General features: G+C 54.3%; 20 protein-coding genes and 1 riboswitch. Of the genes, 18 read left to right on the top strand and 2 right to left on the bottom strand.

What is annotated here, in order from left to right; translation table 11 throughout:
• The first annotated feature begins 63 nt into the window (after positions 1-63).
• The 12 genes from SAMA_RS13865 to SAMA_RS13805 all read left to right on the top strand — a co-directional run bounded on the left by SAMA_RS13865 (position 64) and on the right by SAMA_RS13805 (position 15350).
• Positions 64-612, top strand: coding sequence for a cupin domain-containing protein (locus SAMA_RS13865; protein WP_011760754.1), 549 nt, complete (start codon positions 64-66; stop codon positions 610-612).
• Positions 613-1051: 439 nt separating this feature from the next.
• Positions 1052-1816 carry a gamma-glutamyl-gamma-aminobutyrate hydrolase family protein gene (locus SAMA_RS13855; protein ID WP_011760753.1) on the top strand — a complete coding sequence of 255 codons (765 nt, stop codon included), beginning with the start codon at positions 1052-1054 and terminating at the stop codon, positions 1814-1816.
• A 3-nt stretch (positions 1817-1819) separates the two neighbouring features.
• The gene (locus SAMA_RS13850) at positions 1820-3175 is read left to right on the top strand and encodes a glutamine synthetase family protein (RefSeq protein WP_011760752.1); all 1356 of its coding nucleotides are present in this window, start codon (positions 1820-1822) and stop codon (positions 3173-3175) included.
• Between the two features lie 46 nt (positions 3176-3221).
• A complete protein-coding gene (locus tag SAMA_RS13845) occupies positions 3222-4604 on the top strand; it encodes an aspartate aminotransferase family protein (RefSeq protein WP_011760751.1) in 1383 nt (460 codons plus the stop codon).
• 172 nt (positions 4605-4776) lie between these two features.
• Positions 4777-5877 carry a polyamine ABC transporter substrate-binding protein gene (locus SAMA_RS13840; protein WP_011760750.1) on the top strand — a complete coding sequence of 367 codons (1101 nt, stop codon included), beginning with the start codon at positions 4777-4779 and terminating at the stop codon, positions 5875-5877.
• Positions 5878-5994: 117 nt separating this feature from the next.
• Positions 5995-7131 (top strand): polyamine ABC transporter ATP-binding protein, encoded by a 1137-nt coding sequence (gene potA, locus SAMA_RS13835; RefSeq protein ID WP_011760749.1) that lies wholly within the window; start codon positions 5995-5997, stop codon positions 7129-7131.
• Positions 7128-8039, top strand: coding sequence for an ABC transporter permease subunit (locus SAMA_RS13830; protein WP_011760748.1), 912 nt, complete (start codon positions 7128-7130; stop codon positions 8037-8039). The genes potA and SAMA_RS13830 overlap by 4 nt, the downstream gene beginning before the upstream one ends.
• Complete coding sequence (locus SAMA_RS13825) at positions 8036-8851, top strand: ABC transporter permease subunit (protein ID WP_011760747.1); 816 nt, start codon at positions 8036-8038, stop codon at positions 8849-8851. Before SAMA_RS13830 ends, SAMA_RS13825 begins: the two co-directional genes overlap by 4 nt.
• A gap of 168 nt (positions 8852-9019) precedes the next feature.
• On the top strand, positions 9020-10306 hold the full coding sequence (locus SAMA_RS13820) for an NAD(P)/FAD-dependent oxidoreductase (protein WP_011760746.1): 1287 nt from the start codon (positions 9020-9022) through the stop codon (positions 10304-10306).
• 55 nt (positions 10307-10361) lie between these two features.
• Complete coding sequence (gene gabD, locus SAMA_RS13815) at positions 10362-11804, top strand: NADP-dependent succinate-semialdehyde dehydrogenase (RefSeq protein ID WP_011760745.1); 1443 nt, start codon at positions 10362-10364, stop codon at positions 11802-11804.
• Positions 11805-11825: 21 nt separating this feature from the next.
• Positions 11826-13103, top strand: a complete 1278-nt coding sequence (gabT, locus tag SAMA_RS13810) for a 4-aminobutyrate--2-oxoglutarate transaminase (RefSeq protein WP_011760744.1) — start codon at positions 11826-11828, stop codon at positions 13101-13103.
• A gap of 126 nt (positions 13104-13229) precedes the next feature.
• Complete coding sequence (locus SAMA_RS13805) at positions 13230-15350, top strand: methyl-accepting chemotaxis protein (RefSeq protein ID WP_011760743.1); 2121 nt, start codon at positions 13230-13232, stop codon at positions 15348-15350.
• Positions 15351-15406: 56 nt separating this feature from the next.
• Here SAMA_RS13805 and SAMA_RS13800 read toward each other — a convergent pair whose 3' ends face one another.
• Complete coding sequence (locus SAMA_RS13800; protein WP_011760742.1) at positions 15407-17257, bottom strand: MOSC N-terminal beta barrel domain-containing protein; 1851 nt, start codon at positions 17255-17257, stop codon at positions 15407-15409.
• A 207-nt stretch (positions 17258-17464) separates the two neighbouring features.
• Here SAMA_RS13800 and SAMA_RS13795 point away from each other — a divergent pair, with 207 nt between their 5' ends.
• The 5 genes from SAMA_RS13795 to SAMA_RS13775 all read left to right on the top strand — a co-directional run bounded on the left by SAMA_RS13795 (position 17465) and on the right by SAMA_RS13775 (position 22294).
• Entirely contained in the window at positions 17465-17809 is a 345-nt protein-coding gene (locus SAMA_RS13795; RefSeq protein WP_011760741.1) for a DUF805 domain-containing protein, read from the top strand.
• An 80-nt stretch (positions 17810-17889) separates the two neighbouring features.
• Positions 17890-18483, top strand: a complete 594-nt coding sequence (locus SAMA_RS13790; protein ID WP_049757920.1) for a hypothetical protein — start codon at positions 17890-17892, stop codon at positions 18481-18483.
• 86 nt (positions 18484-18569) lie between these two features.
• Positions 18570-18699, top strand: a riboswitch (cobalamin riboswitch).
• 88 nt (positions 18700-18787) lie between these two features.
• Positions 18788-20728, top strand: a complete 1941-nt coding sequence (locus SAMA_RS13785) for a TonB-dependent receptor (RefSeq protein WP_011760739.1) — start codon at positions 18788-18790, stop codon at positions 20726-20728.
• An 82-nt stretch (positions 20729-20810) separates the two neighbouring features.
• Entirely contained in the window at positions 20811-21407 is a 597-nt protein-coding gene (locus SAMA_RS13780; protein WP_011760738.1) for a GDSL-type esterase/lipase family protein, read from the top strand.
• A gap of 158 nt (positions 21408-21565) precedes the next feature.
• Positions 21566-22294: an HDOD domain-containing protein gene (locus SAMA_RS13775; protein ID WP_011760737.1), complete on the top strand. Its 729-nt coding sequence runs from the start codon at positions 21566-21568 to the stop codon at positions 22292-22294.
• 87 nt (positions 22295-22381) lie between these two features.
• Here SAMA_RS13775 and SAMA_RS13770 read toward each other — a convergent pair whose 3' ends face one another.
• Positions 22382-23281: a LysR family transcriptional regulator gene (locus SAMA_RS13770; protein ID WP_011760736.1), complete on the bottom strand. Its 900-nt coding sequence runs from the start codon at positions 23279-23281 to the stop codon at positions 22382-22384.
• A gap of 164 nt (positions 23282-23445) precedes the next feature.
• On the opposite strand from SAMA_RS13770, the gene metE reads away from it, so the two are divergent.
• The gene (metE, locus tag SAMA_RS13765) at positions 23446-25716 is read left to right on the top strand and encodes a 5-methyltetrahydropteroyltriglutamate--homocysteine S-methyltransferase (protein WP_011760735.1); all 2271 of its coding nucleotides are present in this window, start codon (positions 23446-23448) and stop codon (positions 25714-25716) included.
• Positions 25717-25733 lie beyond the last annotated feature (17 nt).

The raw sequence follows: 25733 nt of genomic DNA, 5'->3' as shown, positions 1-25733 counted from the left end.
GGGATAGATAATTTGCACTTTATCTGCTGTGCAGATAACTGAACCTGTTTGGGGGTGACAAATTTGGATATCGGAGCCAGTCTCAAAGCAGTCCGGAAGATGAAAGGCCTGTCTCAGCGTGAGCTTGCCAAGCGTGCCGGTGTGACCAACAGTACCATCTCAATGATCGAGAAAAACAGCGTGAGCCCGTCGGTGAGCTCGCTGAAAAAAGTGTTGGCCGGCATTCCTATGTCACTGGTGGAGTTTTTCTCCATCGGCGACTCGGCCTCTGCAGAGCAAAAAATTGTTTACCGCGCCGACGAGTTGTTGGATATAGGTACGGGCCCCCTGGAGTTCAAGCTGATTGGCCGTGATTATCCCAACAGGGCCATGTCAGTGATGAGTGAGATTTATCCTCCCGGAGCAGATACTGGTGAGGAGATGCTCAAGCACGTCGGGGAAGAGGCTGCGCTGGTCATTGAAGGTAAATTCGAGCTGACTGTTGGCGAAGAAGTGTTTGTGCTTGAAGCCGGCGACAGTTATTACTTCAACAGTGAATTGCCCCACAGGTTCAGAAATCCCTTCGATGAGCCCTGTCATCTGGTCAGTGCCACAACACCTGCCAACTTCTGAGATATTCCCGTTCAAAAACAACAACGGCCCAGCAAGGGCCGTTGTTGTTTCTGTCACTTTTGCACTCTTCTGGGGCGCTTTAAGCCATCAATTTCCACTTTGCACTCTTTTGGGTGGCTCTCTGCCACCATTTCAAACACGGATGTAAATAATTTTAACCAAATGTGGCCGGATTTCGAATTCGGGTCTCAGGTCGCCATTTCCATTTTTTCCCGCAGGTGACGGGCGAAAGATCCGTGGTTAACGGCGGGTTTATATAGGTCTGTCTGGGCTAAATCGCTGATTGTTGGCGAATAATATTTTATTGTTATAAAAGTGCTACGCAGAGGTAAGTGGGCTATTGCCTCGTTCAATATTTCCGTGTACTGTGTGAAAAAATGAACGCCGAGTTTGAGGGCGATCACAAAACTCAAACACTGAATCAACTGCAAGGTGATGTATGTCTGACGCCACGATACCCCTTATTGGTGTCTCTGCCTGTAATACCCCGATTGGACTGCAGACGTTTAATACGGTGGGAGAAAAATATCTTTTAGGTGTGATTAATGGCACTGGCGGTTGGCCGCTGATCATTCCTTCTATTGGCGATGGCATGCCAACGGAACTCTTGCTTGAGCGTCTGGACGGCATACTGTTCACAGGTTCACCTTCCAATGTCGAACCACATCACTATTCGGGGCCGGCCAGCGAGCCGGGAACTCATCACGATCCCCGCCGTGATGCCACCACCTTGCCTTTGATTAAGGCGGCTATCGCTGCGGGCGTGCCGGTACTGGGTATCTGTCGCGGCTTCCAGGAAATGAACGTGGCCTTTGGCGGCAGTTTGCACCAAAAGTTACATGAAACGGGTGTGTTTGAAGAGCACAGGGAAGACAGAACTGCGCCACTTGAGGTGCAGTATGGTCTGGCCCACACGGTGACTCTGGAGCCCGGGGGGGTAATTTTCGAAGCCTGGGGCCGCAGCTCGGCGGAAGTGAATTCCGTCCATACTCAGGGCGTTGAACGTCTGGGTAACGGGTTGCGGCCAGAAGCCTATGCACCGGATGGCTTGATAGAAGCCTTCTCTGTTACAGATGCCAAAAATTTTGCCCTGGGTGTGCAATTTCATCCCGAATGGAAAGTGGCCGACAATGCTTTTTATCTGTCGATTTTCAATGCCTTCGGTGACGCGTGTCGACGCAGGGCCCAAGAGCGAGCGAGATAAATCATGGAAAAGCTGATTGCGTTTTTAAAAGAAAAAAAGATAACGGAAGTAGAGTGTGTTATCAGCGATATGACGGGGATTGCCCGCGGTAAAATCGCGCCGGTAGACAAATTTATCGCTGAGCAGGGCATGCGTTTGCCCGAGAGCGTACTGCTGCAAACGGTGACCGGCGACTATGTGAATGACGATACTTATTATGAGCTGCTGAACGAAGCCGATGTGGACTTCCTCTGTGTACCCGATGAAAACGCCGTGTTCGAGTTGCCCTGGTGTGTGGAAGCCACGGCTCAGGTGATCCACGATGTGTACGACCGCATGGGGAACCCCATCGAACTGTCACCGCGTAACGTACTGAAAAAAGTGCTTAAACTGTACGAAGAAAAGGGGTGGGAACCCGTGGTTGCCCCCGAGATGGAGTTTTATCTGGTGGCGCGCAATGGGGATCCGGATCTGCCGCTGAATCCGCCACTGGGACGTTCAGGTCTCCCTGAAGCCGGCCGCCAATCGTTCTCCATTGATGCGGCCAACGAATACGACCCGCTGTTTGAAGACATGTATGAGTGGTGCGAGGCCCAGGGGCTGTTTATCGACACCCTGATCCACGAAGATGGCCCGGCGCAGATGGAAATCAACTTCAGTCACGGTAATGCGCTGTCGCTGGCCGACCAGGTGTTTGTGTTCAAGCGTACCCTGCGTGAAGCGGCGCTCAAGCACAATGTCTGTGCCACCTTCATGGCCAAACCTGTGACCAACGAGCCGGGCAGTGCCATGCACATTCACCAGAGCGTGGTGGATAAAAAGACCGGCAAGAACATTTTCACCAAAGAAGATGGCACCAAGAGTGCTAACTTCCTCGGCTATATTGCCGGTCTGCAACAGTTTATCCCTGAATTCCTGCCGTTGATGGCGCCCAGTGTGAACTCCTTCCGCCGTTTCCTGCCGGGCACCTCTGCACCGGTAAATCTGGAGTGGGGCGAAGAAAATCGCACCTGTGGTCTGCGTATTCCTGAGTCATCACCGCAAAACCGCCGAATTGAAAACCGTATTCCAGGCGCCGATGCCAACTGCTATCTGGCCATTGCCGCAAGCTTGCTGGCCGGTTATATCGGCATGGTGGAAGGGCTTAAACCAACCAACCCGGCCCTGGGGCGTGCCAACGAAAGCCGCACTGCAGACACCAATTGCCTGCCGCTGACCCTGGAAGAGGCGCTGACGGCCATGGATGAGAGCGACGCGGCGCGCAAATATCTCGGCGATGCCTTCACCACAGGTTTTGTGGCGGTGAAGCAGGCAGAGCTTGAAAACTTCAGGCGTGTTGTCAGTGCCTGGGAGCGTGAATTCCTGCTGCTGACAGTATAAAAACACAGGCCGGGGGTGACCCCGGCACTTTAGAGGGAGGGCGAAGATGCAACAACAACAGCAAGATACCATCAGCGCACTGCAAGCCATGGATGCCGCACATCATCTGCATCCTTTTACCGACAGTGCCGATTTGGCCAAACGCGGCACCCGCGTCATCGAGCGGGCCGAAGGTGTATACATCTGGGATGCCAAAGGTAATAAGCTGCTCGATGCCATGGCTGGACTCTGGTGTGTCAACGTGGGCTATGGCCGAAAGTCCATCGCCGATGCTGCTTACGCTCAGCTGCAAACCCTCCCTTTTTACAATAATTTCTTCCAGTGTACCCATGAGCCCGCCATTCGGCTCGCGTCGAAAATCGCCTCCCTTGCCCCCGGGCACATGAATCGGGTGTTCTTTACCGGTTCGGGTTCTGAGGCTAATGACACCAATCTGCGCATGGTACGACGTTACTGGGACTTGAAGGGGATGCCCTCCAAGAAAACCATTATCAGTCGCAAGAATGCCTACCACGGTTCAACCGTGGCAGGTGCCAGCCTCGGCGGCATGGGGTTTATGCATCAGCAGGGCGATCTGCCAATTCCGGGGATTGTCCACATCGATCAGCCCTACTGGTTCGGTGAAGGCCGCGATATGTCTCCTGAGGCCTTTGGCATTAAAACAGCACAGGCATTGGAAGCCAAAATCCTCGAACTCGGTGAAGATAAGGTTGCCGCTTTTATCGCCGAACCATTTCAGGGTGCAGGGGGAGTCATCATCCCACCAGACAGCTACTGGAATGAAATTAAAAGGATTCTGGAAAAGTACAATATTCTGTTTATTCTGGATGAGGTCATCAGCGGCTTTGGGCGTACCGGCAATTGGTTTGCCGCCCAGACTCTGGGGCTCAAACCCGATTTAATCACCATCGCCAAGGGGATGACCTCGGGATACATCCCCATGGGCGGGGTGATAGTGTCCGACCGGGTTGCCGACGTGCTCATCAGTGATGGCGGCGAGTTTGCCCATGGTTTTACCTACTCAGGCCATCCGGTTGCGGCGGCGGTAGCGCTGGAGAATATCCGTATTCTCGAAGAGGAGCGCCTGGTGGATAAGGTCAGAACCGACACAGGACCTTATTTGCAGGATAGGTTGCAAACCCTGAGCGCGCATCCGCTGGTGGGAGAGGTCAGGGGCATGGGCATGGTCGGTGCCATTGAATTGGTGGCAGACAAACACAGCATGGTGCGATTCGGCTCAGAAATATCGGCCGGTATGCTCTGCCGTGAGGCCTGTATCGAAAGCGGTTTGGTGATGCGTGCCGTGGGTGACACCATGATTATTTCGCCGCCACTTTGCATTACTCGTGATGAGATTGACGAACTGATTTTTAAAGCAAGTCAGGCACTTTCGCTGACGCTTGAGAAGATTGCAGCTCGGGGTAACTGAGTGCATATTAAAAAGCCTGCCAATAGAGGAAGAGGTACTGGGCAGCAGCAACTGCCGATGCGGTTTTTCAGGTTGTAGCATTGGTCCTAACAATAAAATAAATGCCGGCCAAGCCGGCGACACAATCAGGGTAATTGGCTTTCAATTACTGCTACCTGCAAAAGGAGATAGCATGAAGTTATTACACAAAATGACAGCTCTGGCTTTGGTTACCGCCGGTGTTCTGGGAAGCGCTGCGGTATCGGCTGAAGAAGTTGTTCGCGTCTATAACTGGTCTGACTATATCGCCGAAGACACCCTGGAAAACTTCCAGAAGGAAACCGGCATCCGCGTAATCTACGATGTGTTCGACACCAACGAAGTGCTGGAAGCCAAGCTGCTTTCAGGCCGCAGCGGTTACGATCTGGTTGTGCCATCAGCCCACTTCCTTGCCAAGCAGATTAAAGCCGGCGCCTTTATGAAGCTGGACAAGTCCAAGCTGACAAACGAAAAGCACCTCAACAAGAATCTGATGACCCAGCTGCAAAAGAGCGATCCGGGTAACGAGCACGCCGTGCCTTACCTGTGGGGCACCACCGGCATCGGCTTCAACGTGGCCAAGGTAAAAGAAGTGCTGGGTGAAGATGCACCGGTGGATTCCTGGGACTTGATTTTCAACCCAGCCAATGCTGAAAAGCTGGCCAAGTGCGGTATTGCCGTGCTGGATTCACCCGATGAAATCCTGCCACCTGCGCTGAACTATCTGGGCCTGAACCCTAACAGCACTGATCCTGCCGACTATGAAAAAGCCGGTGAAGTACTGCTGAAAATCCGTCCTTACCTCAAGTATTTCCACTCTTCACGCTACATCTCTGACTTGGCCAATGGCGAAATCTGTGCCGCCATCGGTTGGTCCGGTGACGTACTGCAGGCTCAGGCCCGTGCCGAAGAGGCCGGTAACGGCCAGCAAGTGGATTATCGCATCCCTAAAGAAGGTGCACCTTTGTGGTTTGACATGATGGCTATCCCTGCCGATGCTGCCAACGCTGACAATGCGCTGACCTTTATGAATTACCTGATGCGCCCAGAGGTCATCGCTTCCATCAGTAACTATGTGGCTTATGCCAACGCCAACGATGGTTCTAACCCTCTGTTGGACGAGGAAGTTGCCAAAAACCCCGCTGTGTATCCATCAGAAGAAACACTCGCCAAGCTCTACCTGGGTGAAGTGCGTCCTATGAAGACCCAGCGCGCCATGACCCGGATCTGGACCAAGATCAAATCTGGTCAGTGATCCTGTACTTGGGGCAGCGGATGGCTGCCCCTCCTTTGACTCTTAGATTGCACAAGTAAAACGAATTCCAGCAGGCCGGAGGCTTGTTCTGGCGCAGTTTGGAATGGAGAAGTATTTATGGCTATGACCTCGGGCGTCACCAATAAACCAACGACAAAGACGCAAGACGAAGTACTGCTCAAAATTGAGCGGGTAAGCAAACTGTTTGATGATGTTCGCGCTGTGGACGATGTGTCCCTGACCATCAACAAAGGGGAAATCTTCGCATTGCTTGGGGGCTCTGGCTCCGGAAAATCTACCCTGCTACGGATGCTTGCCGGGTTTGAGAGGCCAACGGAAGGTCGTATTTATCTCGACGGTCAGGACATTACCGATCTGCCGCCCTACGAGCGTCCGATCAATATGATGTTCCAGTCATACGCGCTTTTCCCTCATATGACAGTGGAGCAAAACATTGCCTTTGGTCTGAAGCAGGACAAGATGTCAAAGGCTGACATTTCCCAGCGGGTGCAGGAAATGCTCAAGTTGGTGCACATGGAACAGTACGCCAAGCGTAAGCCCCATCAGCTCTCTGGTGGTCAGCGCCAGCGTGTGGCGTTGGCCCGCTCGCTTGCCAAGCGCCCCAAACTGCTGCTGCTCGATGAGCCCATGGGCGCACTGGATAAAAAACTGCGTACCCAGATGCAGCTCGAAGTGGTGGAAATTCTTGAACGTGTAGGGGTGACCTGTGTGATGGTGACCCACGATCAGGAAGAAGCCATGACCATGGCTGGTCGCATCGCCATTATGAGCGACGGCTGGATTGCCCAGGTGGGCAGCCCCATGGACATCTACGAGAGCCCCAACAGCCGTATGATTGCCGAGTTCATCGGTACAGTGAACCTGTTTGATTGTGAAATCATCGAAGATGAGGCCGACCACGCAATTCTCAAGTCGCCGACCCTGCCACAGCCATTCCTGATTGGCCACGGTGTAACCACCAGTCTGGAAGACAAGCACGTGTGGCTGGCGGTGCGTCCTGAAAAGACGCTGATTACCCGCGAGCAGCCCGAAGGCGAGTACAACTGGGCCAGGGGCAAGGTACATGACATTGCCTATCTCGGTGGCCTGTCGGTGTATTACATCAAGCTGGAAGACGACAAAATCATCCAGTGCTCCATGACCAACACCGAACGCCGCGCGGACCACCCAACCTGGGGCGATGACATTTACATCAGCTGGGAGGCCACCAGTGGCGTGGTATTGAGATCATGAGCAAACGAAAGAAAGGTTTTCGCTTTGCCATCCGTGGCAGGCACTTTACCCTGGGCTTTCCCTTCCTGTGGCTGACCCTGTTCTTTGCACTGCCCTTTGCGATTGTGCTCAAGATCAGTTTCTCCACCGCGGCGATTGCCATTCCGCCCTATGAGCCCACCTTCACCTATGCGGATCAGCTGCTGAATGTGGCGCTGAATCTCGGCAACTACCTGTTGCTGCTGGACGATGCGCTCTATTACACCGCATATCTGGGCTCGCTCAAGATAGCTGTGGTGTCCACTCTCGGCTGTTTGTTGCTCGGTTATCCTATGGCTTACGCCATTGCCCGGGCTCCGGTGAAGATGCAGACGGTTCTGCTGCTTCTCATTATGCTGCCGTCCTGGACCTCGTTCCTTATCCGTGTGTACGCCTGGATGGGGCTGCTCGCCGACACCGGCCTTATCAACAATGTGCTGTTGTGGCTGGGTGCTATCGATGAGCCGCTGAAGATATTGAACACCAATATCGCCGTTTATATCGGTATTGTGTACGCCTATCTGCCCTTTATGGTGCTGCCGCTCTACGCCAACCTGGTGAAGATGGACATGAGCCTGCTGGAGGCCGCGGCCGACCTGGGTTCACGCAGTATCAATACCTTCTGGAATATCACTTTGCCGCTGTCAAAGGGTGGCGTGATTGCTGGCTCCATGCTGGTATTTATTCCGTCTGTGGGTGAGTTCGTTATTCCCGAACTGCTGGGCGGCCCGGACTCGCTGATGATAGGTAAGGTCTTGTGGCAGGAGTTCTTCAACAACCGTGACTGGCCGGTCGCCTCGGCGCTGGCGATAGTGATGCTGGGACTTTTGATTATCCCCATTACCCTGTTCCATCATTATCAGGCCCGTGATTTGGAGAAAGAGGCATGAAAAAGCTGAGTTTTTCTACCGTGATGTTGTGGTTGGGGCTCATCTTCCTCTATGCCCCCATGTTTATCCTGATTTTCTACTCCTTCAACGCGTCCAAACTGGTGACCGTGTGGGGTGGATTCTCGGCCAAATGGTATGTGGAGCTGTTCAAGGATCAGCAAATCCTTGATGCGGTCTGGACCAGTTTGGAAATTGCCTTCCTGTCGGCCTCCATGGCCGTCGTGTTGGGTACCATGGCGGCGTTCGTGATGACACGTTTCCGTCGCAGCTGGGCCAAGCTGTCGCTGTCAAACATGATAACGGCGCCACTGGTTATGCCTGAGGTGATTACGGGTCTGTCTTTGCTGCTGCTGTTTGTGCACATGGCTGACCTGATTGGCTGGCCTGCCGAGCGCGGTAGACTCACCATTTGGCTGGCGCATTCCACCTTCTGTGCCGCCTACGTGGCTGTGGTGGTGTCGTCCCGTCTGCGTGAACTGGACATGTCGATTGAGGAAGCCGCTATGGATCTGGGTGCAACGCCACTCAAGACCTTCTTCCTTATCACTGTTCCCATGATTGCGCCGGCACTGACCGCAGGTTGGCTGCTGTCATTCAGCCTGTCTCTGGATGATTTGGTGATTGCGAGCTTTGCGTCGGGCCCGGGGGCAACGACGCTGCCGATGGTAGTGTTCTCGTCGGTGCGTTTGGGGGTATCTCCCAAGATTAACGCGCTGGCAACACTCATCATTCTCGCGGTGTCACTGATTGCATTCCTGTCCTGGTATTTTGCCCGCAGGGCAGAAAAGCGCGCAAAGGCAGCGATGGAGTAGTGACGCATCGCCACTAATAAAACGGTCGCTCAGGCGACCGTTTTTGTTTGTTTGATATTTTCAACAAAAATTCAAAATTATCCTTCACTAGCGCTAGAGTTTCCCTTGGTGAACGTGTAGGATGAACTGGTTGTTTAAAATAATGAACATAAGAGAGAAGGAAGCATCATGTCTGCTACACCTCATACCGAGTCCTACTATGCCGCTTCCGCCAATGACACCCGCATTCGTCCTCGTCTTGAGGAGCATCTTGAAACCGACGTGTGTGTTATAGGCGCAGGCTATACGGGTCTGTCCTCGGCATTGCATTTGCTTGAAAGTGGTTTCAAGGTCGTGGTTTTGGAGGCTGCCCGAATTGGTTGGGGCGCCTCGGGTCGCAATGGCGGCCAAATCGTTAACAGCTATAGCCGAGACATTGATGTCATTGAAAAAACCGTTGGCAAGGAAAAGGGCAAGCTGTTCGGTGAAATGGCATTTGAAGGCGGTCGCATCATTCGCGATCGCATCGCAAAATATAATATCGACTGCGACCTGAAAAACGGCGGTGTGTTTGCCGCACTCAACCAGAAGCAGATGGGCCACCTCAAAGCGCAAAAAGCGCTGTGGGAAGCTCACGGTCATACCAATCAGCTGGAAATCCTCGATGAAGCCGGTATCCGTAATGTGGTGAATACTGAACGTTACGTCGGCGGTATGCTGGATAAGAGCGGTGGTCACATTCATCCGTTGAATTTGGCGCTGGGCGAAGCCCGTGCGGTGGAAAGCCTCGGCGGTAAAATCTTTGAAGACTCAGCCGTGCTCGATGTAGTGGAAGGCGAGCCTGCTATTGTCAAAACCGAGTTCGGTCAGGTGAAGGCCCGTTTTGTGGTGGTGGCCGGTAATGCTTACCTTGGCAAGCTGATGCCTGAGCTGATGGCCAAGTCCATGCCCTGCGGCACCCAGGTGATTACCACCGAGCCCCTGAGCGATGAGATGGCAAATAGCCTGCTGCCACAGGACTACTGTGTTGAAGACTGTAACTACCTGCTGGACTATTTCCGCCTCTCCGGCGACAAGCGTCTGATTTACGGTGGTGGCGTGGTGTATGGCGCCCGCGACCCGGACAACATCAAGTCCATTATTCTGCCGAAAATGCTGGAGACTTTCCCGCAGCTTAAAGGTGTGCGTATCGACTACACCTGGACGGGTAACTTCCTGCTGACCCTGTCGCGTCTGCCTCAGGTCGGCCGTATTGGCAAGAACATCTATTACTCCCAGGGCTGCAGTGGCCACGGTGTAACCTACACCCATCTGGCGGGCAAACTCATTGCCGAGGTGCTTAATGGTCAGGCTACCCGCTTCGATGTCTTTGCTGAACTGCCCCATTATCCGTTCCCGGGTGGCCACGCGCTGCGGGTGCCATTCAGTGCCATCGGTGCCTGGTATTACACCATGCGTGACAAGCTTGGCATTTAACAGAATTTTCGGCGTAAGTGCCCAGTAACAGGTATCAAGTAACAAGGAGTCAGCTGTGCAGCTCAAACGTCCTTCACTATTGAAAACAAAATGTTATATCAACGGCGAGTGGCGCGACGCCCTGTCGGGTGAGACGGTGACCATTGCCAATCCGGCCACCAATGAGGCCATCGCCTCTGTGCCCGTGATGGGCCGTGATGAAACCCGCGAGGCCATTGCCGCCGCGGAAGCGGCGCTGCCAGCCTGGCGTGCGCTTACCGCCAAGGAACGTGGCGCCAAACTGCGCCGCTGGTATGAGTTGATGCTGGAAAACGCCGATGATTTGGCGTTGATGATGACCACAGAGCAAGGAAAGCCTTTGGCCGAGGCCAAGGGAGAGGTGGTGTATGCCGCCTCCTTTATCGAATGGTTTGCCGAAGAAGCCAAGCGCCTATATGGCGATACCATCCCGGGTCATCAGGGCGACAAGCGCATCATGGTGATTAAGCAGGGCGTGGGCGTAACGGCGGCCATTACCCCCTGGAACTTCCCTGCTGCCATGATTACCCGCAAGGCCGGACCGGCGCTTGCCGCAGGCTGCACCATGATAGTGAAACCTGCACCTCAGACGCCTTTCACCGCATTGGCGCTGGCAGAGCTCGCCGCAGAAGCGGGTATTCCACCCGGCGTATTCAGTGTGGTTACCGGTGATGCCGTGGCTATTGGCAACGAGCTTTGCGAAAACCCAGTGGTGCGCAAGCTGTCGTTCACCGGTTCCACCGGCGTTGGTATCAAGCTGATGCAGCAATGCGCGCCGACCCTGAAAAAGGTGTCGCTGGAGCTTGGCGGTAACGCACCATTCATCGTGTTTAACGATGCCGATCTGGATGCAGCCGTTGAAGGCGCCATGATTTCCAAATACCGCAACGCCGGTCAAACCTGTGTCTGTGCCAACCGCCTGTATGTGCAGGACGGTGTGTATGATGCCTTTGCCCAGAAGCTCGCTGCTGCCGTGGCCAAACTTAAGGTGGGCAATGGCGCCGAACCCGGCGTGACCACAGGCCCGCTTATCAACGCAGCGGCACTTGAGAAGGTACAAAGCCACCTGCAGGACGCACTGGATAAGGGCGCAACCCTGGTTGCCGGCGGTAAACCGCTGGGTGGCAACTTTATGGAGCCCGCCATTGTGACCAACGTGGATGCCAGCATGAAGGTGGCCCGCGAGGAAACCTTCGGCCCTCTGGCGCCGCTGTTCCGTTTCAGCGATGTGGACGATGTGATTCGTCAGGCCAACGATACCGAGTTTGGACTGGCAGCCTACTTCTATGGCCGCGACATCTCCCTTATCTGGAAGGTGGCCGAGGCGCTGGAATACGGCATGGTGGGCGTGAATACCGGGCTTATTTCCACCGAAGTGGCCCCCTTTGGCGGCATGAAATCATCGGGTCTGGGCCGTGAAGGCTCCAAGTATGGCATCGATGAGTATGTAGAAATCAAATATATCTGTCTGTCGGTGTGACCGGCCAAACAGGAGTACCCTATGAGCTTGACCAATGATTCATTGATGGTTCGTCGCCGCGCTGCTGTGGCCGGTGGCGTTGGCCAAATCCACCCTGTGTTTACCGAGCGAGCCGAGAACGCCACCGTATGGGATGTGGAAGGTCGCGAATATATCGACTTTGCCGGCGGCATCGCGGTGCTGAACACAGGTCACCTGCATCCGAAAGTAAAGGCGGCTGTCGCCGAGCAGCTGGAGAAGTTTTCCCACACCTGTTTTATGGTGCTGGGCTATGAAAGTTATGTGGCCGTGTGTGAAAAGCTGAACCAACTGGTGCCCGGCGACTTTGCCAAGAAGTCGGCACTTTTTACCAGTGGCTCGGAAGCGGTGGAAAACGCCATTAAGGTGGCTCGCGCCTACACCAAGCGTGCAGGGGTGATTGCCTTTACCTCTGGCTACCATGGCCGCACCATGGCAGCACTGGCCCTGACCGGTAAAGTGGCCCCCTACAGTAAGGGCATGGGACTGATGCAGGCCAACGTGTTTCGCGCCGAGTTCCCCTGCGCGCTGCACGGGGTGAGCGAAGATGATGCCATGGCCTCCATCGAGCGCATTTTCAAGAACGACGCCGAGCCAAGCGATATTGCAGCCATTATCCTGGAACCAGTGCAAGGCGAGGGCGGTTTCTATGCCGCGACACCAGGCTTTATGAAGCGTCTGCGCGAGCTTTGCGACCGGGAAGGCATCATGCTGATTGCCGATGAAGTGCAGACCGGCGCTGGCCGCACCGGCACCTTCTTTGCCATGGAACAGATGGGCGTGGCGGCTGATATTACTACTTTTGCAAAGTCGATTGCTGGTGGCTTCCCACTGTCTGGTATCACCGGCCGCGCCGAGGTGATGGACGCCATTGGCCCCGGTGGCCTTGGCGGCACGTACGGCGGTAGCCCGCTTGCCTGCGCCGCAGCGCTGGCCGTGATTGAAGTCTTTGAAGAGGAAAAACTCCTGGAGCGCTCCAACGCCATCGGTCAGACCATCAAGTCTGCCATCGGTGAGCTGGCCAGCCGGTATCCGCAAATCGCCGAGGTGCGTGGTCTGGGCTCCATGATTGCCATTGAGCTGATGGAAAACGGTAAGCCTGCGCCTGAGTATTGCCCACAGGTGCTCACCGAGGCTCGCAATCGCGGCCTTATCCTGCTGTCGTGCGGAACTTACGGCAACGTGCTGCGGATTTTGGTGCCCATTACGGCTCCGGATGAACAAATCCAGCGCGGACTTGAAATCATGGCCGAATGCTTTGAGGCCGTACTGGGTAAATAACCTTTAAAAAAAGGCGGCCTATGAAGGGCCGCCTTTTTGCTGCAAAAAAAGCACGGACGCAGATAGAGACTATACTCAGTCATACGTTAGTCTACCTATGTGTTTTCAGGATCTTGCGGAGAGTGCATGAAACATCTTCCCCTGCGACAAAAGCTACTTTGGATGACCTCGGCGCTGTTTCTGGCCACTGTGGCCACCATGTCGATTACCCTCTGGAGTACCCTCAATAACAAAACCGACGAGCTCTTCGTTGAGGTCGACACAGCGCTGAATGATGAAATACGAACCAAATTGACTGCCAGCGCCGGGCGCTATGGTGAAAAGGTCGCGGCCTTTATCAACGAGGCCTACCGTATCCCCTATTCCTTCAGTGCCATGATGGAAAACGATGCGCTGGTCGGACGGATGAATCGTGAAACCGTTCAGGATGCCGTGGGCGCTGTGCTGCAGAAAAATCGCCAGATTTCCTCCATGTATGCACAGTTCGAACCCAATGGTTTCGATGGCCGAGACAGTGAATTTACGGCACCCGGTCTGATGCACTCGGTTGAGGGCGTGGGAACGCTCGAGGTGTACTTTTATCGCAACGATGATGGCAGTCAGACCCAGTCTCAGGTGGATGATGCCAATGAAAAATACGCCGATACCCTCAACGAATTTGGTCTGCGGGAAGCTGAGTGGTATCTGTGTGCCAAAGACACCCAAAAACCCTGCCTGATGGAGCCCTATCTCTACGAAATCACCCCCGGCAACAACATGCTGATGACTTCATTGACCGTACCCATTGTTCGGGGTGGCCGTTTTCGCGGTGTGGTCGGTGTGGATTTGAACCTGCCCGTGTTTCAAAAAATGATTGAGGAATTGTCGGCAAGTCTCTATCAGGGCCAGGCCAAGGTGACCTTGCTGTCCACCAAGGGGCTGATTGTGGCCGCGAGCCACTATGACAAAAAAGCCAGGCCGCTCGGAGAGGCAATCGACAAGTCTCTCGCCAACCAAATTCTGGGTCTGGGCAAGGGAGATGGTTACCTGCTTAACGACAGCAGCATGATAGTGGCCTATCCCATCAATATTCCGCTCTCTGGCAGTCAGTGGCTGCTTGCTATCGAAGTGCCAAGGCAGATAGCGTTGGCCAGTGCTGAACAGGTTGAGGGGAGCATGCAGGCCATGGCAGCCAGCCTGGGGCGCTTTGTGTTGCTGCTGGGTATTGGTATTGCCGCTGTGGCTGTGATTCTTATCGCTCTTTTTATTCGCAGCGTGGTGGCGCCTATCCAGCAAATTCAGCAGCGGGTCAGTCAGTTGGCCAGTGCTGAGGGGGATTTAACCCAAAGCCTGAAAGTGGATGAACACGCAGAGCTGATTGCCCTGGGCAATGGGTTTAATGCGTTTATCGGTAAGCTTCACGGACTTATCAGTGAATTGAAAAAGGTCGCAACAGAATCCCGCAATGAAAGCCAGGCAACGGCCCGGATTGCCGAGGAAACCAAGCAAAGTGTTAATCGGCAATACAGTGAAATCGAGAGTGTGGTGACCGCCGTTAATGAGATGAGCCATACCGCCCATGAAGTGGCTAAGGCATCTGAGCAAACGGCCAGCGAGTCGGCCGCCATGGCCTCGCAGGTTAAGGTGAGTCAGGACAGTTTGACTCAGGCGGTTTCTCTTGTGAGCACCATGTCCAAGGAGTCGCTGCAAGCCAAGATAGCGGTGGGCAAGGTGGCAGAAAGCAGCACCAATATCAGCAAAATATTGGAAGTGATCAGTGCCATTGCAGCCCAGACAAACCTGCTGGCGCTCAACGCGGCCATCGAAGCGGCCCGCGCCGGAGAGCAGGGCAGGGGCTTTGCTGTGGTGGCCGATGAAGTGCGTTCACTTGCCTCCAAAACCCAGGCTTCCACCGATGATATCAGTCGGCTTATCGATGCGTTGGAACAGGAAGTGAAAGGGGCTTCCGGGATTATCGATAAAGGGGTCGGCCTTGCTGAGCAGGCGGTGGCGCAAACCGAGCAGGCGTTTGAGGCTCTGTCGGTGATGGTGGCGGGTATCAATGAAATCTCCAATCAGGTGACCCAAATTGCCACGGCTGCGGAGGAACAAAGTGCCGTCACCGAAGAGGTGAGCCGCAACATCACGGGGATCTCAGACTCGGCGGCAGAGCTGATGGATTTGGCCGGTAAGGCGCGGGAGAGCAGTGAAAGCCTGGCCAAGTTGGTTGGCAGGCAGGAGAGTCAGCTGGCCAAGCTGCGCACCTGAATAATGCTAAACCTGATAAAAAGGCTGCCTATGGCAGCCTTTTTATCTACTGGGTATTAAACGCTGTCCAGAGGTTCCAGGCTGACATCTGTTAATGGCGTTGCGCAGCATGCCAGAATGATGCCCTGCTCGCGTTCGGCATCAGAGAGGGCCTCCGCCTTGGGTTGGTGCACTTCCCCGGCGGTGAGCTTGCATTTACAGCTGCCGCAAATGCCCGCACGGCACGACCACAGCAGCTTGATACCCTGAGCTTCTGCCTGGGTGAGCAGACTTTGTTGGTTATCGCCCACAAAGCCTTTCTCACCTATCTGGATCTTGAGCTGTTCTGGTGGTCTTGCTTCGACGCTGGTTAATCCACCGAAACTTTCGCAGTGAATTTGGCTTGTCACCATGCCGCCTTGTGTCAGCATTCCCTCCACTGTTTGCATAAAACCGCTGGGGCCACAGATAAAGGCATCGCGTTCAGCGAGTAAAGGCACTGCGGCCAACTGTGAGGCGCTGACACGCCCCTGATTGCCTTTCCATTCGATGCCAGGCGTTGTCAGATTAAGCTCCAGGGTCATACCGGCGGCGACGAAATCCTCAAGGCTTTTATGGCAGGGGATATCGTCTTCGCTGCGACACTGGTGGATAAAGTGAATATGGGCAAGTGGCAGAGAAACACCTTTGAGTTTGCCAAGCGCCAGAGCGGTTCTGACCATGGCGAGCATGGGAGTGACGCCGGAGCCGGCACTGATAAGCAGCAAGGGGTACCCGGCTTTGGGGATAAATCGGCCTTCGGGACGGCTGCAAAGCACTGTGTCACCAACCGTGAGTTCATCGTGCAGCCAGTTGGAAATCAGGCCGTCCCGGGTGCGTTTTACGCCAATATGATAGTTCCCCTCTGACGGTGCATGGGTGAGGCTGTAGCGGCGAATATGGCGGGTGCCGTTAATATCAAAGGCGAACACCAGATGCTGGCCTGGTAAGAAGGTTGGCAGTGGCTTGCCATCGGCTGCTTCAAAACTCAAGCCCATAAAGTCTTTGGCAATAGGCTCTTTGGTTATCAGACGCAGACTGCGTTTAGCCGGTGCCCGGTTGGGGTAGTGCTCACCCGGCTGCTCCTCAAGAATCACAACATCGTCGCCTTCGTGAATGATGCCTTCATTGAGCGCAATCAGGTTTTGGCCAAAATTGACATCACCTTGCTGGGTTTTACGAAACTTGCTCAGGGTGGCGAGCGGCTCTCCCTGAGGATGGAATCTATCGGTACCGGGAATAATGGTGGTCATTACACAACGACTGCAGGGTTTGGCCAGTAAAAACTCCACTTCACCGATCCGAATGCGTTTCCAGCCGTCTTCGGCAAAGGCTTCTGTGTCTGATACCACCAGATTGGTGCGAAACTGGCTCATCCGGCTGATTGCATCGGCGCGCAGGTTCAGGTCGGCCAACGAGGCCTCGCTGATGAGCAGCAGAGGATAGCCATCGGCAAAGCTGACACGGGTGTCGAGTTTTTCACGAAAGCGATTGGAGGTTTCACCAAGCCAGATAAGCCGGGCGGGTTCGCCCAGCAAGGTAGAGATCCAGGTATCGGCCTGGGCGTGGATAGACAGCGCCTCGAAGCCGTCTTTCCAGACCTGGGTTTTCACCGGGGCTTTTTCAAACTCGCAGACATCGAGAGTCAGATCCGGCTGGCCGGGATAAGAGAGCCGAAGGCGTCCGGCGTGAATATCTTCGTCCTGGCCCAAAGGCGTTATCAGTTGCAGCGCGGGATGCGTGCGGGCCGTAATGAAATCGCCGCTGGGTTTTATCACCATAAAGCGTCGGTCTCCCGCCAGTCCCTCCGGGCAAACCCTTGCCTGATGAAGTGACTGCGCGCCCATGGATTTAACCGGATAGATATGAATTGCGCTGAGTTTCGCCATTTGCCGTCTCCCTGTCGCTGGCAAATAGCGACACTATAACCATGTGGTTACTTCTCAGGCCAGTACCCAAGTGCTTTTCATGCTTCTCAATGCCCGTTGCTGTGGTAAAGTAACTGCGCTTGTCGATAGCAGGCTAATGAATCATAAGGACAAATTCGCACTCTGTGCGGTAATTTGGGTGTTGTCACCCGGCTTTAAGGAGAAACCATGGAATATTACATTGGCGCCTGGAAAAAATACGCAGACTTCACGGGGCGTGCCCGTCGCAAAGAATATTGGATGTTCATTCTGTTCAACCTGATTGTCAGTGTGGTGCTGAATCTGGTGGATATGGCCCTTGGCAGCATGCTGATTAGCAGCCTTTATTCATTGGCCATTTTGTTGCCATCACTGGCCATTGGTGCCCGTCGTTTGCATGATACCGGCCGCAGCGGCTGGTGGCAGCTTATCGCGCTTATCCCAATTATCGGTATCATCGTTCTCATAGTGTTCTACTGCCAGGACAGTCAGGACGAAAATGACTACGGTGAAAACCCAAAGGCCTTTGCCTGATAGTCAGTGGGGAGGCTTTCCTCCCCGTATCTCAAAGCCGTTTCAGGATGTTACGGTATGACATTTCACGGAAGCTGATTATGAATCGCTATTTACTCCTTCTTCTTGGGCTGCTGCCCGCCACAGGCGTCCTTGCGCAAACTCAGGAACTGTCGCTCTTTGGTAAGCCTTTTTCGTTTGAATTACCTTCGGGATGGAAATTGGCCGCCAGTGAAAACAGGGCGGATATGGTGAGTGCCGAATTTGTACCGGCCCAGGAAAATCTCAATCAATGGGGCGGGCTTATTTGTGTTCAAAGCTTTAAATTGAGTGATGACTCCCCCGCTGCGGAAGTGTTTCTCGATGGCCTCGCCATGCAATATCAGGGCAGCTGCGAGGGCGAAGTGTCCTACGAAAAGTTGGGTGATGTTGATACCGACGGCCATCCAGGCTTTCACGCCATTCTGGGGTGCAGCCGTATGCCCAATCAGCACGTATCGATGGAAGAGTCGCGACTGTTTTTTTCCACGCCTGAAGGGGAAGTCGGTTATTACCGGGTGGTGAGCCGCCCCGGGCAACTGGTGCTGATGCATAAATCCATGCGCGGCGACGTGTTTGCAGGGCAGAATATTCCGCTTACACCTGCCAATCACAGCGAATTTATTGCCTCTGTGTTGCCTCTGCGCCTCAATTGAACTGTCCCCCGCACGAGACAAAGGCATTAGACTTTTATACGTTTAGACGTCTATAATGCGCGGCCGTCCAAGAGTGACGGCCTCTTTATTGTCAGCCTTTTGGGTGCCCGCATCGGCGGGAGAATCGGGAAGTCGGTGTAAATCCGACACTGCCCCCGCAACGGTAATGATGCCAGGCATCTAAGTCCGGAGACCGGCCCAAATCAGGTATAGTGGCGGATTTCGGTGGGCAGATCCGCAACAGCGGCAGCTTTTGGCATGTCGATGACTCATGCCCCGTTTCCCTTGATGGAGTGTAAGGAAAATGGGTACCAAACCTTCTTTGATTTCATTGGCACTGGCCACAAGCCTGCTGTCATCTTTCGCCTCAGCACAGAGCAGTGTGGATGAACATCTGGTGGTCATTGGCCGTCAGGCCGATACCCCCCTGAATATTGCCGCGAATGTTGCTGTGATTACCGCAGAAGACATTGCCTTGAGCGGTGCAACCAGCCTTGCCGGATTGCTGCGTGGTCAGAGTGCCATCCAGATAAGCGACAGCGGCACAGGGCCAGTCTTGGCCATGCGCGGCTTTAGTGCTGGCCAGGCAGCCAACAACACCCTGGTGCTGGTGGATGGTCGCCGTCTCAACAATATTGATATAGCAGCGCCCAGCCTCAATGCCGTGTCCCTGAGTCAGATAGAACGCATTGAAGTGCTCTCCGGCAGCGCCGGTGTGCTCTATGGCGATCAGGCCGTTGGCGGCGTCATCAATATCATCACCAGGCGCAGTCAGGAAAACACCGGCGGCGCCTCGCTCACCGGTGGCAGTTTCGGCACCCTTGGCACAGCTATGGATGTTTCGGCGGCGCTGAATGAACGCTGGAATCTCTTCGTGGGTGGTAACTTCGATAAGAGCGACAACTATCGTGACCATGCCGTCAGTGAGTCTGGCTCAGTGCTGGGCCGCATCGAATACCGTGGCGATGGGCAGCGCTTCTTTGCTGAAGCTTCCTATTATGATGACGACCGCGAACTTGCAGGTTCACTCACCGCAGAGGAGCTTGCCGCCAATCCCCGCCAGGCGAATGCTGCCAACAGCAGCGACTATCAGCACAACCTGACCAAGGCCGGCCGATTGGGATACGAGCACAGTCTGACCGAACATTGGACCCTGGCTGCCGACTTCGATGCCAGTGATACCCAAGTGAATTACATCAGTTGGGGCGGCGCGGGCGAAACCGAGCGTCAACTCATCAGCCTGACTCCCAAAGCGATTGGCCGCTACCAGACAGAGGCGGGCGAACTCAAGTTGGTAACAGGTGTGGACCTGTCTCGTGGCGAGTCAGAATTTACTTCGGCTTATATGGAACGCGGCAACACCCAAGAGCATTGGGCTGCTTTTGCTCAGGCATCAGTACCTTTGACCAAGTCGCTGAGTTACGTGGTGGGTGGGCGTTATGCCGAAGTTCAGGATGAAATTCGCGATCAGAGTACTTTCCCTCTGGGTGGCAAGCTGGATAACGACGCCCATGCGCTTGAGCTTGGATTAAATTATCGCCCCGTGCAGGGACACAGATTCTACTTGCGCGCCGAAGATAACTTCCGTTTTGCCAAGGTAGATGAGCAGGCCTACACCAGTCAGGCCAGTCTGAGACCCCAAACAGGCCGAAGCTATGAAGCCGGCTGGGATTATCAGGGTGCTCAGCAGGCATTGCGCCTCAGTCTCTACCGTTTAAGCCTGGAAGATGAAATTGTGTTTGATCCCAGCGCCGACACTCCGGTGGGGGGCTATTTCCCGGGTGCCAATATCAACGCCGATGAGTCGCGCCGTTATGGTGCCATGTTGGACTGGGACTGGCAGCTGAATGACACCATCAGCCTGGGCATAGATTACCAATACACGGATGCTGAATTTACTGCCGGGCTGAATGATGGCAAGGCGTTGTCCTGGGTCGCCGAACACAGTGGCCGTATGTATGTGTCAGCTCAGTTTGCCGAGTATTGGTCGGCCTACGTAGATGCCGCCTACACGGGTGAGCGTTTTGTTGAAGGTGACAACGCCAATATGGGCGAGCAGATGGATGCCTTTTGGCTGACCAATGCCGCAGTGAGTTTCCGTAAGGATGCCCTGATTGCGACGCTGAGACTGGATAACCTGTTTGATGAAACGTACGCGGCCTCAGGCTTCTACAGTGATTGGGGTAATGGATATTATCCAGGCGAAGGTCGCAAAGTGAGCCTGACACTGGGACTGAAATACTGATAAGCCACTGAAATTGAAAAGCCGGACTTGTGTCCGGCTTTTTTTTGGGCGATAACAGACGCATTAGTCCGGGGAGTAAAAAGTGCGTATTCTGTCAGTGTTTTTTATCCTGCTGTTTTTATCGGCCTGCGGCGGGCCGAGATTGCCTTTTCTGGGTGAAAATGCCCGCATTTTGGCCTTCGGTGACAGTTTAACTTTTGGTATTGGTGCCAGTGACGGCATGGACTATCCAGCCCACCTTTCCCGTCTGTGCGACTGTGACGTGATTAACGCCGGGGTATCGGGGGAAACAACCACCGAAGGTCTGGCTCGACTGGCTGAATTGCTTGATGAAACCCAACCGGATCTGCTTATCTTGCTGGAAGGTGGCAATGATATCCTCAGAAATCAGGATAAAGCACAGCTTAAGCGCAATTTGGAAGCTATGATTAGGGAAGCTCAGGGAAGGCAGGTGCCTGTGCTTTTGATTGCTGTACCAGACCGAAAGGTGTTTTTATCCCCTTTACCCTTGTATCAGGAACTGGCTGAGCAATTTTCCCTGCCACTGCTTGAGGATACGCTACCGCAGCTCCTGTCACAAAGCGCCATGAAATCGGACACAGTTCATTTAAATGACGCCGGATATCAGCTTTTGGCGGAAGAAATTTACCAGCTTGCGAGCGAGAGTGGAGCCTTTTAAGGCCGCTTTCTGAAAATTGCTGAAACGGACGGAAATCAGCTTGACCATGGGCAGGATTTTATGGGTAAATTCCCCGGTAATAGCAGCCAGGGCGGGTTTATTGCTAAGGCCAAACTTGAGTCCCTTTTTGATTGCCCGGACAAAAATAGGTTAGTTTCATGACTGAGCTTGAGCATCAGGTTTTTTCTCAAATCAGGGCGATCATCGCCAATGAAGAGCAGGTATTAGGCCGCAGGGGAATTCTCATTCCACTGAAGAAGGCCATCCTTGCCGATGGTGATGTGCGTAATGTGGTGGATATTGTCTCCAGCGATCCGGCACTGGCGGCACACTTATTGTGGCGAAGCACCACCGCGCACGTGGGTGGCGCCCATAACAGTAAAAACCGCAGCCTGAAGGATGCGCTTATCCGTTTGGGGCAAGTGAACATCTACCGCTACGCCTTCAGCTTTTATTTGAAAGAACGCCTCGATGAGCTGCCGCAGCCCTATAAAAAGCTGGTATTGGGTTATTGGCGCCTGACAGAAAGCATTGCCGCATCGGCGGTGGATAGCCTTAAAGATCTGGTGAGCAACAACATTGACCCGGACGAGGTTCAGACTCTGGCGCTCTTCAGTGTGTTTGGGCAGATGATCGCACTGACGGCCTTTGCGTATCTCAATGCCGAATCGGATGAGTCATTCCCCCTGGGCATCATCAAGCAAATCATAGATACCCAACAGCAAACTCTGACGCTGGAAGCCTTTGATTCACTCGGCCTCGACGAAGAGCTCAAAGAAGAGTTTATGATTGCTCACAACCTGCGCCAGACCCGCAACCCCAACTCGGCAGGTCTCGTGCTGCGCCGGGTGTTATCGATGCGCGGCTTGCTGCTCAATCCACTGTAATTTACTGAGTTGGATATAAAAAACGCCTGCAGTTGCAGGCGTTTTTTATATGGGCGATTGTTGAGTCATGCCGTGTATAAGACGAGCTTACTGTGATTGGCGAGCCAGACCTTCTGCTGCCACCAGTTCAAGGTACCGTTGCAGTTGGCGGGAGTTGGCACTGCCACGGCGATAGGCGCCAAACAGTGGGCGTTTTACGCCCTCAGCGCCGAGGCGCAAACTGGTGAGGCTAAGGCCCTGGGCCTCGCTGATGGACCAACTGGGCAGGGCGGCTATACCATCCTGACAGGCGATGCGTTGAAACAGGACCGAGGTCAGATCGCAGCTCTTTTGCACACCGGGCTCAATACCGGCTGGCTCTAAAAACAAGCGGAACAGGTCAAGGCGTTCCAAGGGTACGGGGTAGCTTATAATGGGCAAGCCCGCCAGATCCTTTGGCAGCACCAGGCTCTTGCTCGCCAGCGGATGCTCTTTGGCCACCACCAGGCGAACTTCAAAGTCGAACAGGTGCTGATAAGCCAGCTGATGCCCGGGGACGGGATCGGATGTCAGTACAATGTCCAGCTCACCGGACTCCAGTGCGTTCAGCGAGTCGAACAGGTGACGGCTCGATAAGTCCAAGTCCGCATCCGGATATTCAGCCCTGAAAGTCTCTATAACCGGCATCAGCCAGCGAAAGCAGCTGTGACACTCAATACCGACCTTGAGCAAATGGGCGTCGGTCTCCAGACCTTTCTTCAATACAAACTCGGTTTCCATCACTCGCGGCAGAATTTCTTCGGCCAGATTCAGCAGTCGGGCGCCTTCCTGAGTAAAAGACAGGGGCTTGCTCTTTCTCACGAACACGGGGGAATTGATGCGGGTTTCCAGCTCTTTAATCTGATGAGACAAAGCAGACTGGGTGACAAAGCGCTTTTTGGCCGCGGCCGCCAGGCTGCCACTCTCTTTCAGTGCCATCAGGGTTCGAAGGTGTCTTAGCTCTATCATCTCTACTCCACATGAAGTTTGTTCATGTTGCCCGTGAACACAATTCGTTTGCTTGCCAGAAGACTACCACAATAAACTTCTAGACGTCCAGACGCCTATTAAAAATTGTTTAACAGGTGTTCCTCTTTGAAATGTGCTCATATTAAACCAATAAGGTATACAATATGCAATTAAATAGTCTTGGCTTTCCACGGATAGGACGTCGCCGTGAGTTGAAGTTCGCCCTCGAGCAATACTGGCGTGGAGAGTTGTCCCGGAATGAGCTGGTGGCGCAGGCCAAGGCACTGCGGCAGACTCACTGGCAGTGGCAGGCTGATGCCGGCGTGGAACGTTTGCCGGTGGGGGACTTTGCATACTACGATCAGGTGCTGACTCTGGCGGCCACCCTGAATGTCATTCCCGAGCGCCACCGCGATGGCGACAAGGTCGACCTGGATACCCTGTTCCGGGTTGCCCGAGGCCGTGCGCCAAGCGGCAAAGCGGCCGCGGCGGCAGAAATGACCAAGTATTTCAACACCAACTATCACTACATAGTGCCCGAACTTCACCCCAACCAAACCTTCTCCATCGCCTGGACACAGCTGTTTGATGAGGTCGAAGAAGTGAAAGCGCTGGGCTATGACCCCAAACCCTGCATTCTGGGCCCCGTGTCTTTCCTGTATTTGTCGAAGGCCTACGGCAGTGAGTTTGACAAATTAAGCTTGCTGCCCCAGCTGCTGGTTACCTATGCTGAGCTGCTCGCCCGCTTTGCCGCCCAGGGCGTGAGCTGGGTACAAATCGAAGAGCCTGTTCTTGCGCTGGATCTGGATGAAAGCTGGCAGGCAGCCTTTGCCACCGCATACCAGGCTTTTACCTGTGTGTCGGTTAAACTGCTGCTGACCACTTACTACGGCTCTGTGGCACACCACGCCGACATTATTCAGACCCTGCCGGTGGCGGGTTTGCATCTGGATCTGGTTTCTGCCCCGGAGCAGCTCGAGGTTTTCCTTCCCAGGCTTGGGCAGCAGCAGGTACTGAGTCTTGGCCTTATCAATGGCCGCAATGTCTGGGCTGAAGATCTGGATTTGATTGCCGAGCGCATTGCACCTGTTGCCAGAGAACTGGGCGATCGCCTGTGGCTTGCCACCTCCTGCTCGCTGCTGCACACACCGGTGGACCTCGATGTGGAAACCGCACTTAAGCCTGAGCTCAAGCGCCAGCTCGCTTTTGCCAGGCAAAAGCTGCTGGAGCTGAGAAGCCTCAATACCCTGCTAACCGTGCCCAATGGCGCAGACGCCGCTGCCATTGCCGCCGAGTGCGTGGCCCGCCGCACTGCGCGTGCTCAGGCCGCCGATGCTGCAGTTGCCGCCAGACTGGATGCACTGACCAAAGCAGATTTTGAACGTCAAAGCGCGTTTCCAGAGCGTCAGCAACAGCAGCAACAGCGACTTAAGTTGCCTCTGCTGCCAACCACTACCATAGGCTCCTTCCCGCAGACGCCGGCAATTCGTGGCCTGCGTAACCGCTTTCGAAAAGGTGAAATCAGCGCCCTTGAGTACGACAACCAGCTCAGACAGGTGTGCCGCAATACCATTGACCGCCAACTGAAACTCGGTATCGATGTGCTGGTACACGGTGAGGCCGAGCGTAACGATATGGTGGAATACTTTGGCGAGCAGCTCGAGGGTGTCGGCTTTACCAAACATGGCTGGGTGCAGAGTTATGGCAGTCGCTGTGTGAAACCGCCTTTGATTTACGGTGATGTGTCGCGTCCCAAACCTATGACACTGGACTGGGCTGAATATGCCCAGAGCCTCACCGATAAGCCGGTGAAAGGCATGTTGACGGGGCCTGTGACCATTCTGCACTGGTCTTTTGCCAGGGAAGATATCAGCCGCGACACGCTTTGTAAGCAGATTGCGCTGGCCATACGGGATGAAGTCGCTGATCTTGAAAGGGTAGGTATCGCCATTATCCAGATTGACGAGCCGGCCTTCCGTGAAGGTTTGCCGCTGCGCCGTTGTGACTGGAAGGCCTATCTCGACTGGGCGGTGGACTCCTTTAAGCTGAGCGCTGCCTGCGTGCGGGATAACACCCAAATTCACACCCACATGTGCTATAGCGAATTTAACGACACCATAGCTGCTATCGCCGCCATGGATGCCGATGTTATCACCATCGAGACCAGTCGCTCGGCCATGGAGCTGCTGCGAGCCTTTGAAGACTTTGAGTATCCTGCTGAAATTGGCCCGGGTGTGTACGATATCCACTCGCCCAACACGCCAGATGTTGGGGCCATGGTGACGCTGATGGAAAGGGCAGCCAGGCGTATTCCGCTCAGGCAGCTGTGGGTCAATCCGGACTGCGGCCTGAAGACCCGTACCTGGGATGAGGTAGAACCAGCCCTTCGTAACATGGTTGACGCCACCCGTGAGCTGCGGCGTCGTCTGGGCTAAGTCTTACGGCTGAAATC

The organism is Shewanella amazonensis SB2B (assembly GCF_000015245.1).
GTDB lineage: Bacteria > Pseudomonadota > Gammaproteobacteria > Enterobacterales > Shewanellaceae > Shewanella > Shewanella amazonensis.
This window is presented reverse-complemented; position numbering and strand designations above follow the sequence as displayed.

What these genes read in the sequence shown, in the direction of transcription:
- SAMA_RS13855 (WP_011760753.1), top strand. Translation starts at nt 1,052, where the DNA reads ATGTCTGACGCCACGATACCCCTTATTGGTGTCTCTGCCTGTAATACC.
- SAMA_RS13850 (WP_011760752.1), top strand. Translation starts at nt 1,820, where the DNA reads ATGGAAAAGCTGATTGCGTTTTTAAAAGAAAAAAAGATAACGGAAGTA.
- SAMA_RS13845 (WP_011760751.1), top strand. Translation starts at nt 3,222, where the DNA reads ATGCAACAACAACAGCAAGATACCATCAGCGCACTGCAAGCCATGGAT.
- SAMA_RS13840 (WP_011760750.1), top strand. Translation starts at nt 4,777, where the DNA reads ATGAAGTTATTACACAAAATGACAGCTCTGGCTTTGGTTACCGCCGGT.
- potA (WP_011760749.1), top strand. Translation starts at nt 5,995, where the DNA reads ATGGCTATGACCTCGGGCGTCACCAATAAACCAACGACAAAGACGCAA.
- SAMA_RS13830 (WP_011760748.1), top strand. Translation starts at nt 7,128, where the DNA reads ATGAGCAAACGAAAGAAAGGTTTTCGCTTTGCCATCCGTGGCAGGCAC.
- SAMA_RS13825 (WP_011760747.1), top strand. Translation starts at nt 8,036, where the DNA reads ATGAAAAAGCTGAGTTTTTCTACCGTGATGTTGTGGTTGGGGCTCATC.
- SAMA_RS13820 (WP_011760746.1), top strand. Translation starts at nt 9,020, where the DNA reads ATGTCTGCTACACCTCATACCGAGTCCTACTATGCCGCTTCCGCCAAT.
- gabT (WP_011760744.1), top strand. Translation starts at nt 11,826, where the DNA reads ATGAGCTTGACCAATGATTCATTGATGGTTCGTCGCCGCGCTGCTGTG.
- SAMA_RS13805 (WP_011760743.1), top strand. Translation starts at nt 13,230, where the DNA reads ATGAAACATCTTCCCCTGCGACAAAAGCTACTTTGGATGACCTCGGCG.
- SAMA_RS13800 (WP_011760742.1), bottom strand. Translation starts at nt 17,257, where the DNA reads ATGGCGAAACTCAGCGCAATTCATATCTATCCGGTTAAATCCATGGGC.
- SAMA_RS13795 (WP_011760741.1), top strand. Translation starts at nt 17,465, where the DNA reads ATGGAATATTACATTGGCGCCTGGAAAAAATACGCAGACTTCACGGGG.
- SAMA_RS13790 (WP_049757920.1), top strand. Translation starts at nt 17,890, where the DNA reads ATGAATCGCTATTTACTCCTTCTTCTTGGGCTGCTGCCCGCCACAGGC.
- SAMA_RS13785 (WP_011760739.1), top strand. Translation starts at nt 18,788, where the DNA reads ATGGGTACCAAACCTTCTTTGATTTCATTGGCACTGGCCACAAGCCTG.
- SAMA_RS13775 (WP_011760737.1), top strand. Translation starts at nt 21,566, where the DNA reads ATGACTGAGCTTGAGCATCAGGTTTTTTCTCAAATCAGGGCGATCATC.
- SAMA_RS13770 (WP_011760736.1), bottom strand. Translation starts at nt 23,281, where the DNA reads ATGATAGAGCTAAGACACCTTCGAACCCTGATGGCACTGAAAGAGAGT.
- metE (WP_011760735.1), top strand. Translation starts at nt 23,446, where the DNA reads ATGCAATTAAATAGTCTTGGCTTTCCACGGATAGGACGTCGCCGTGAG.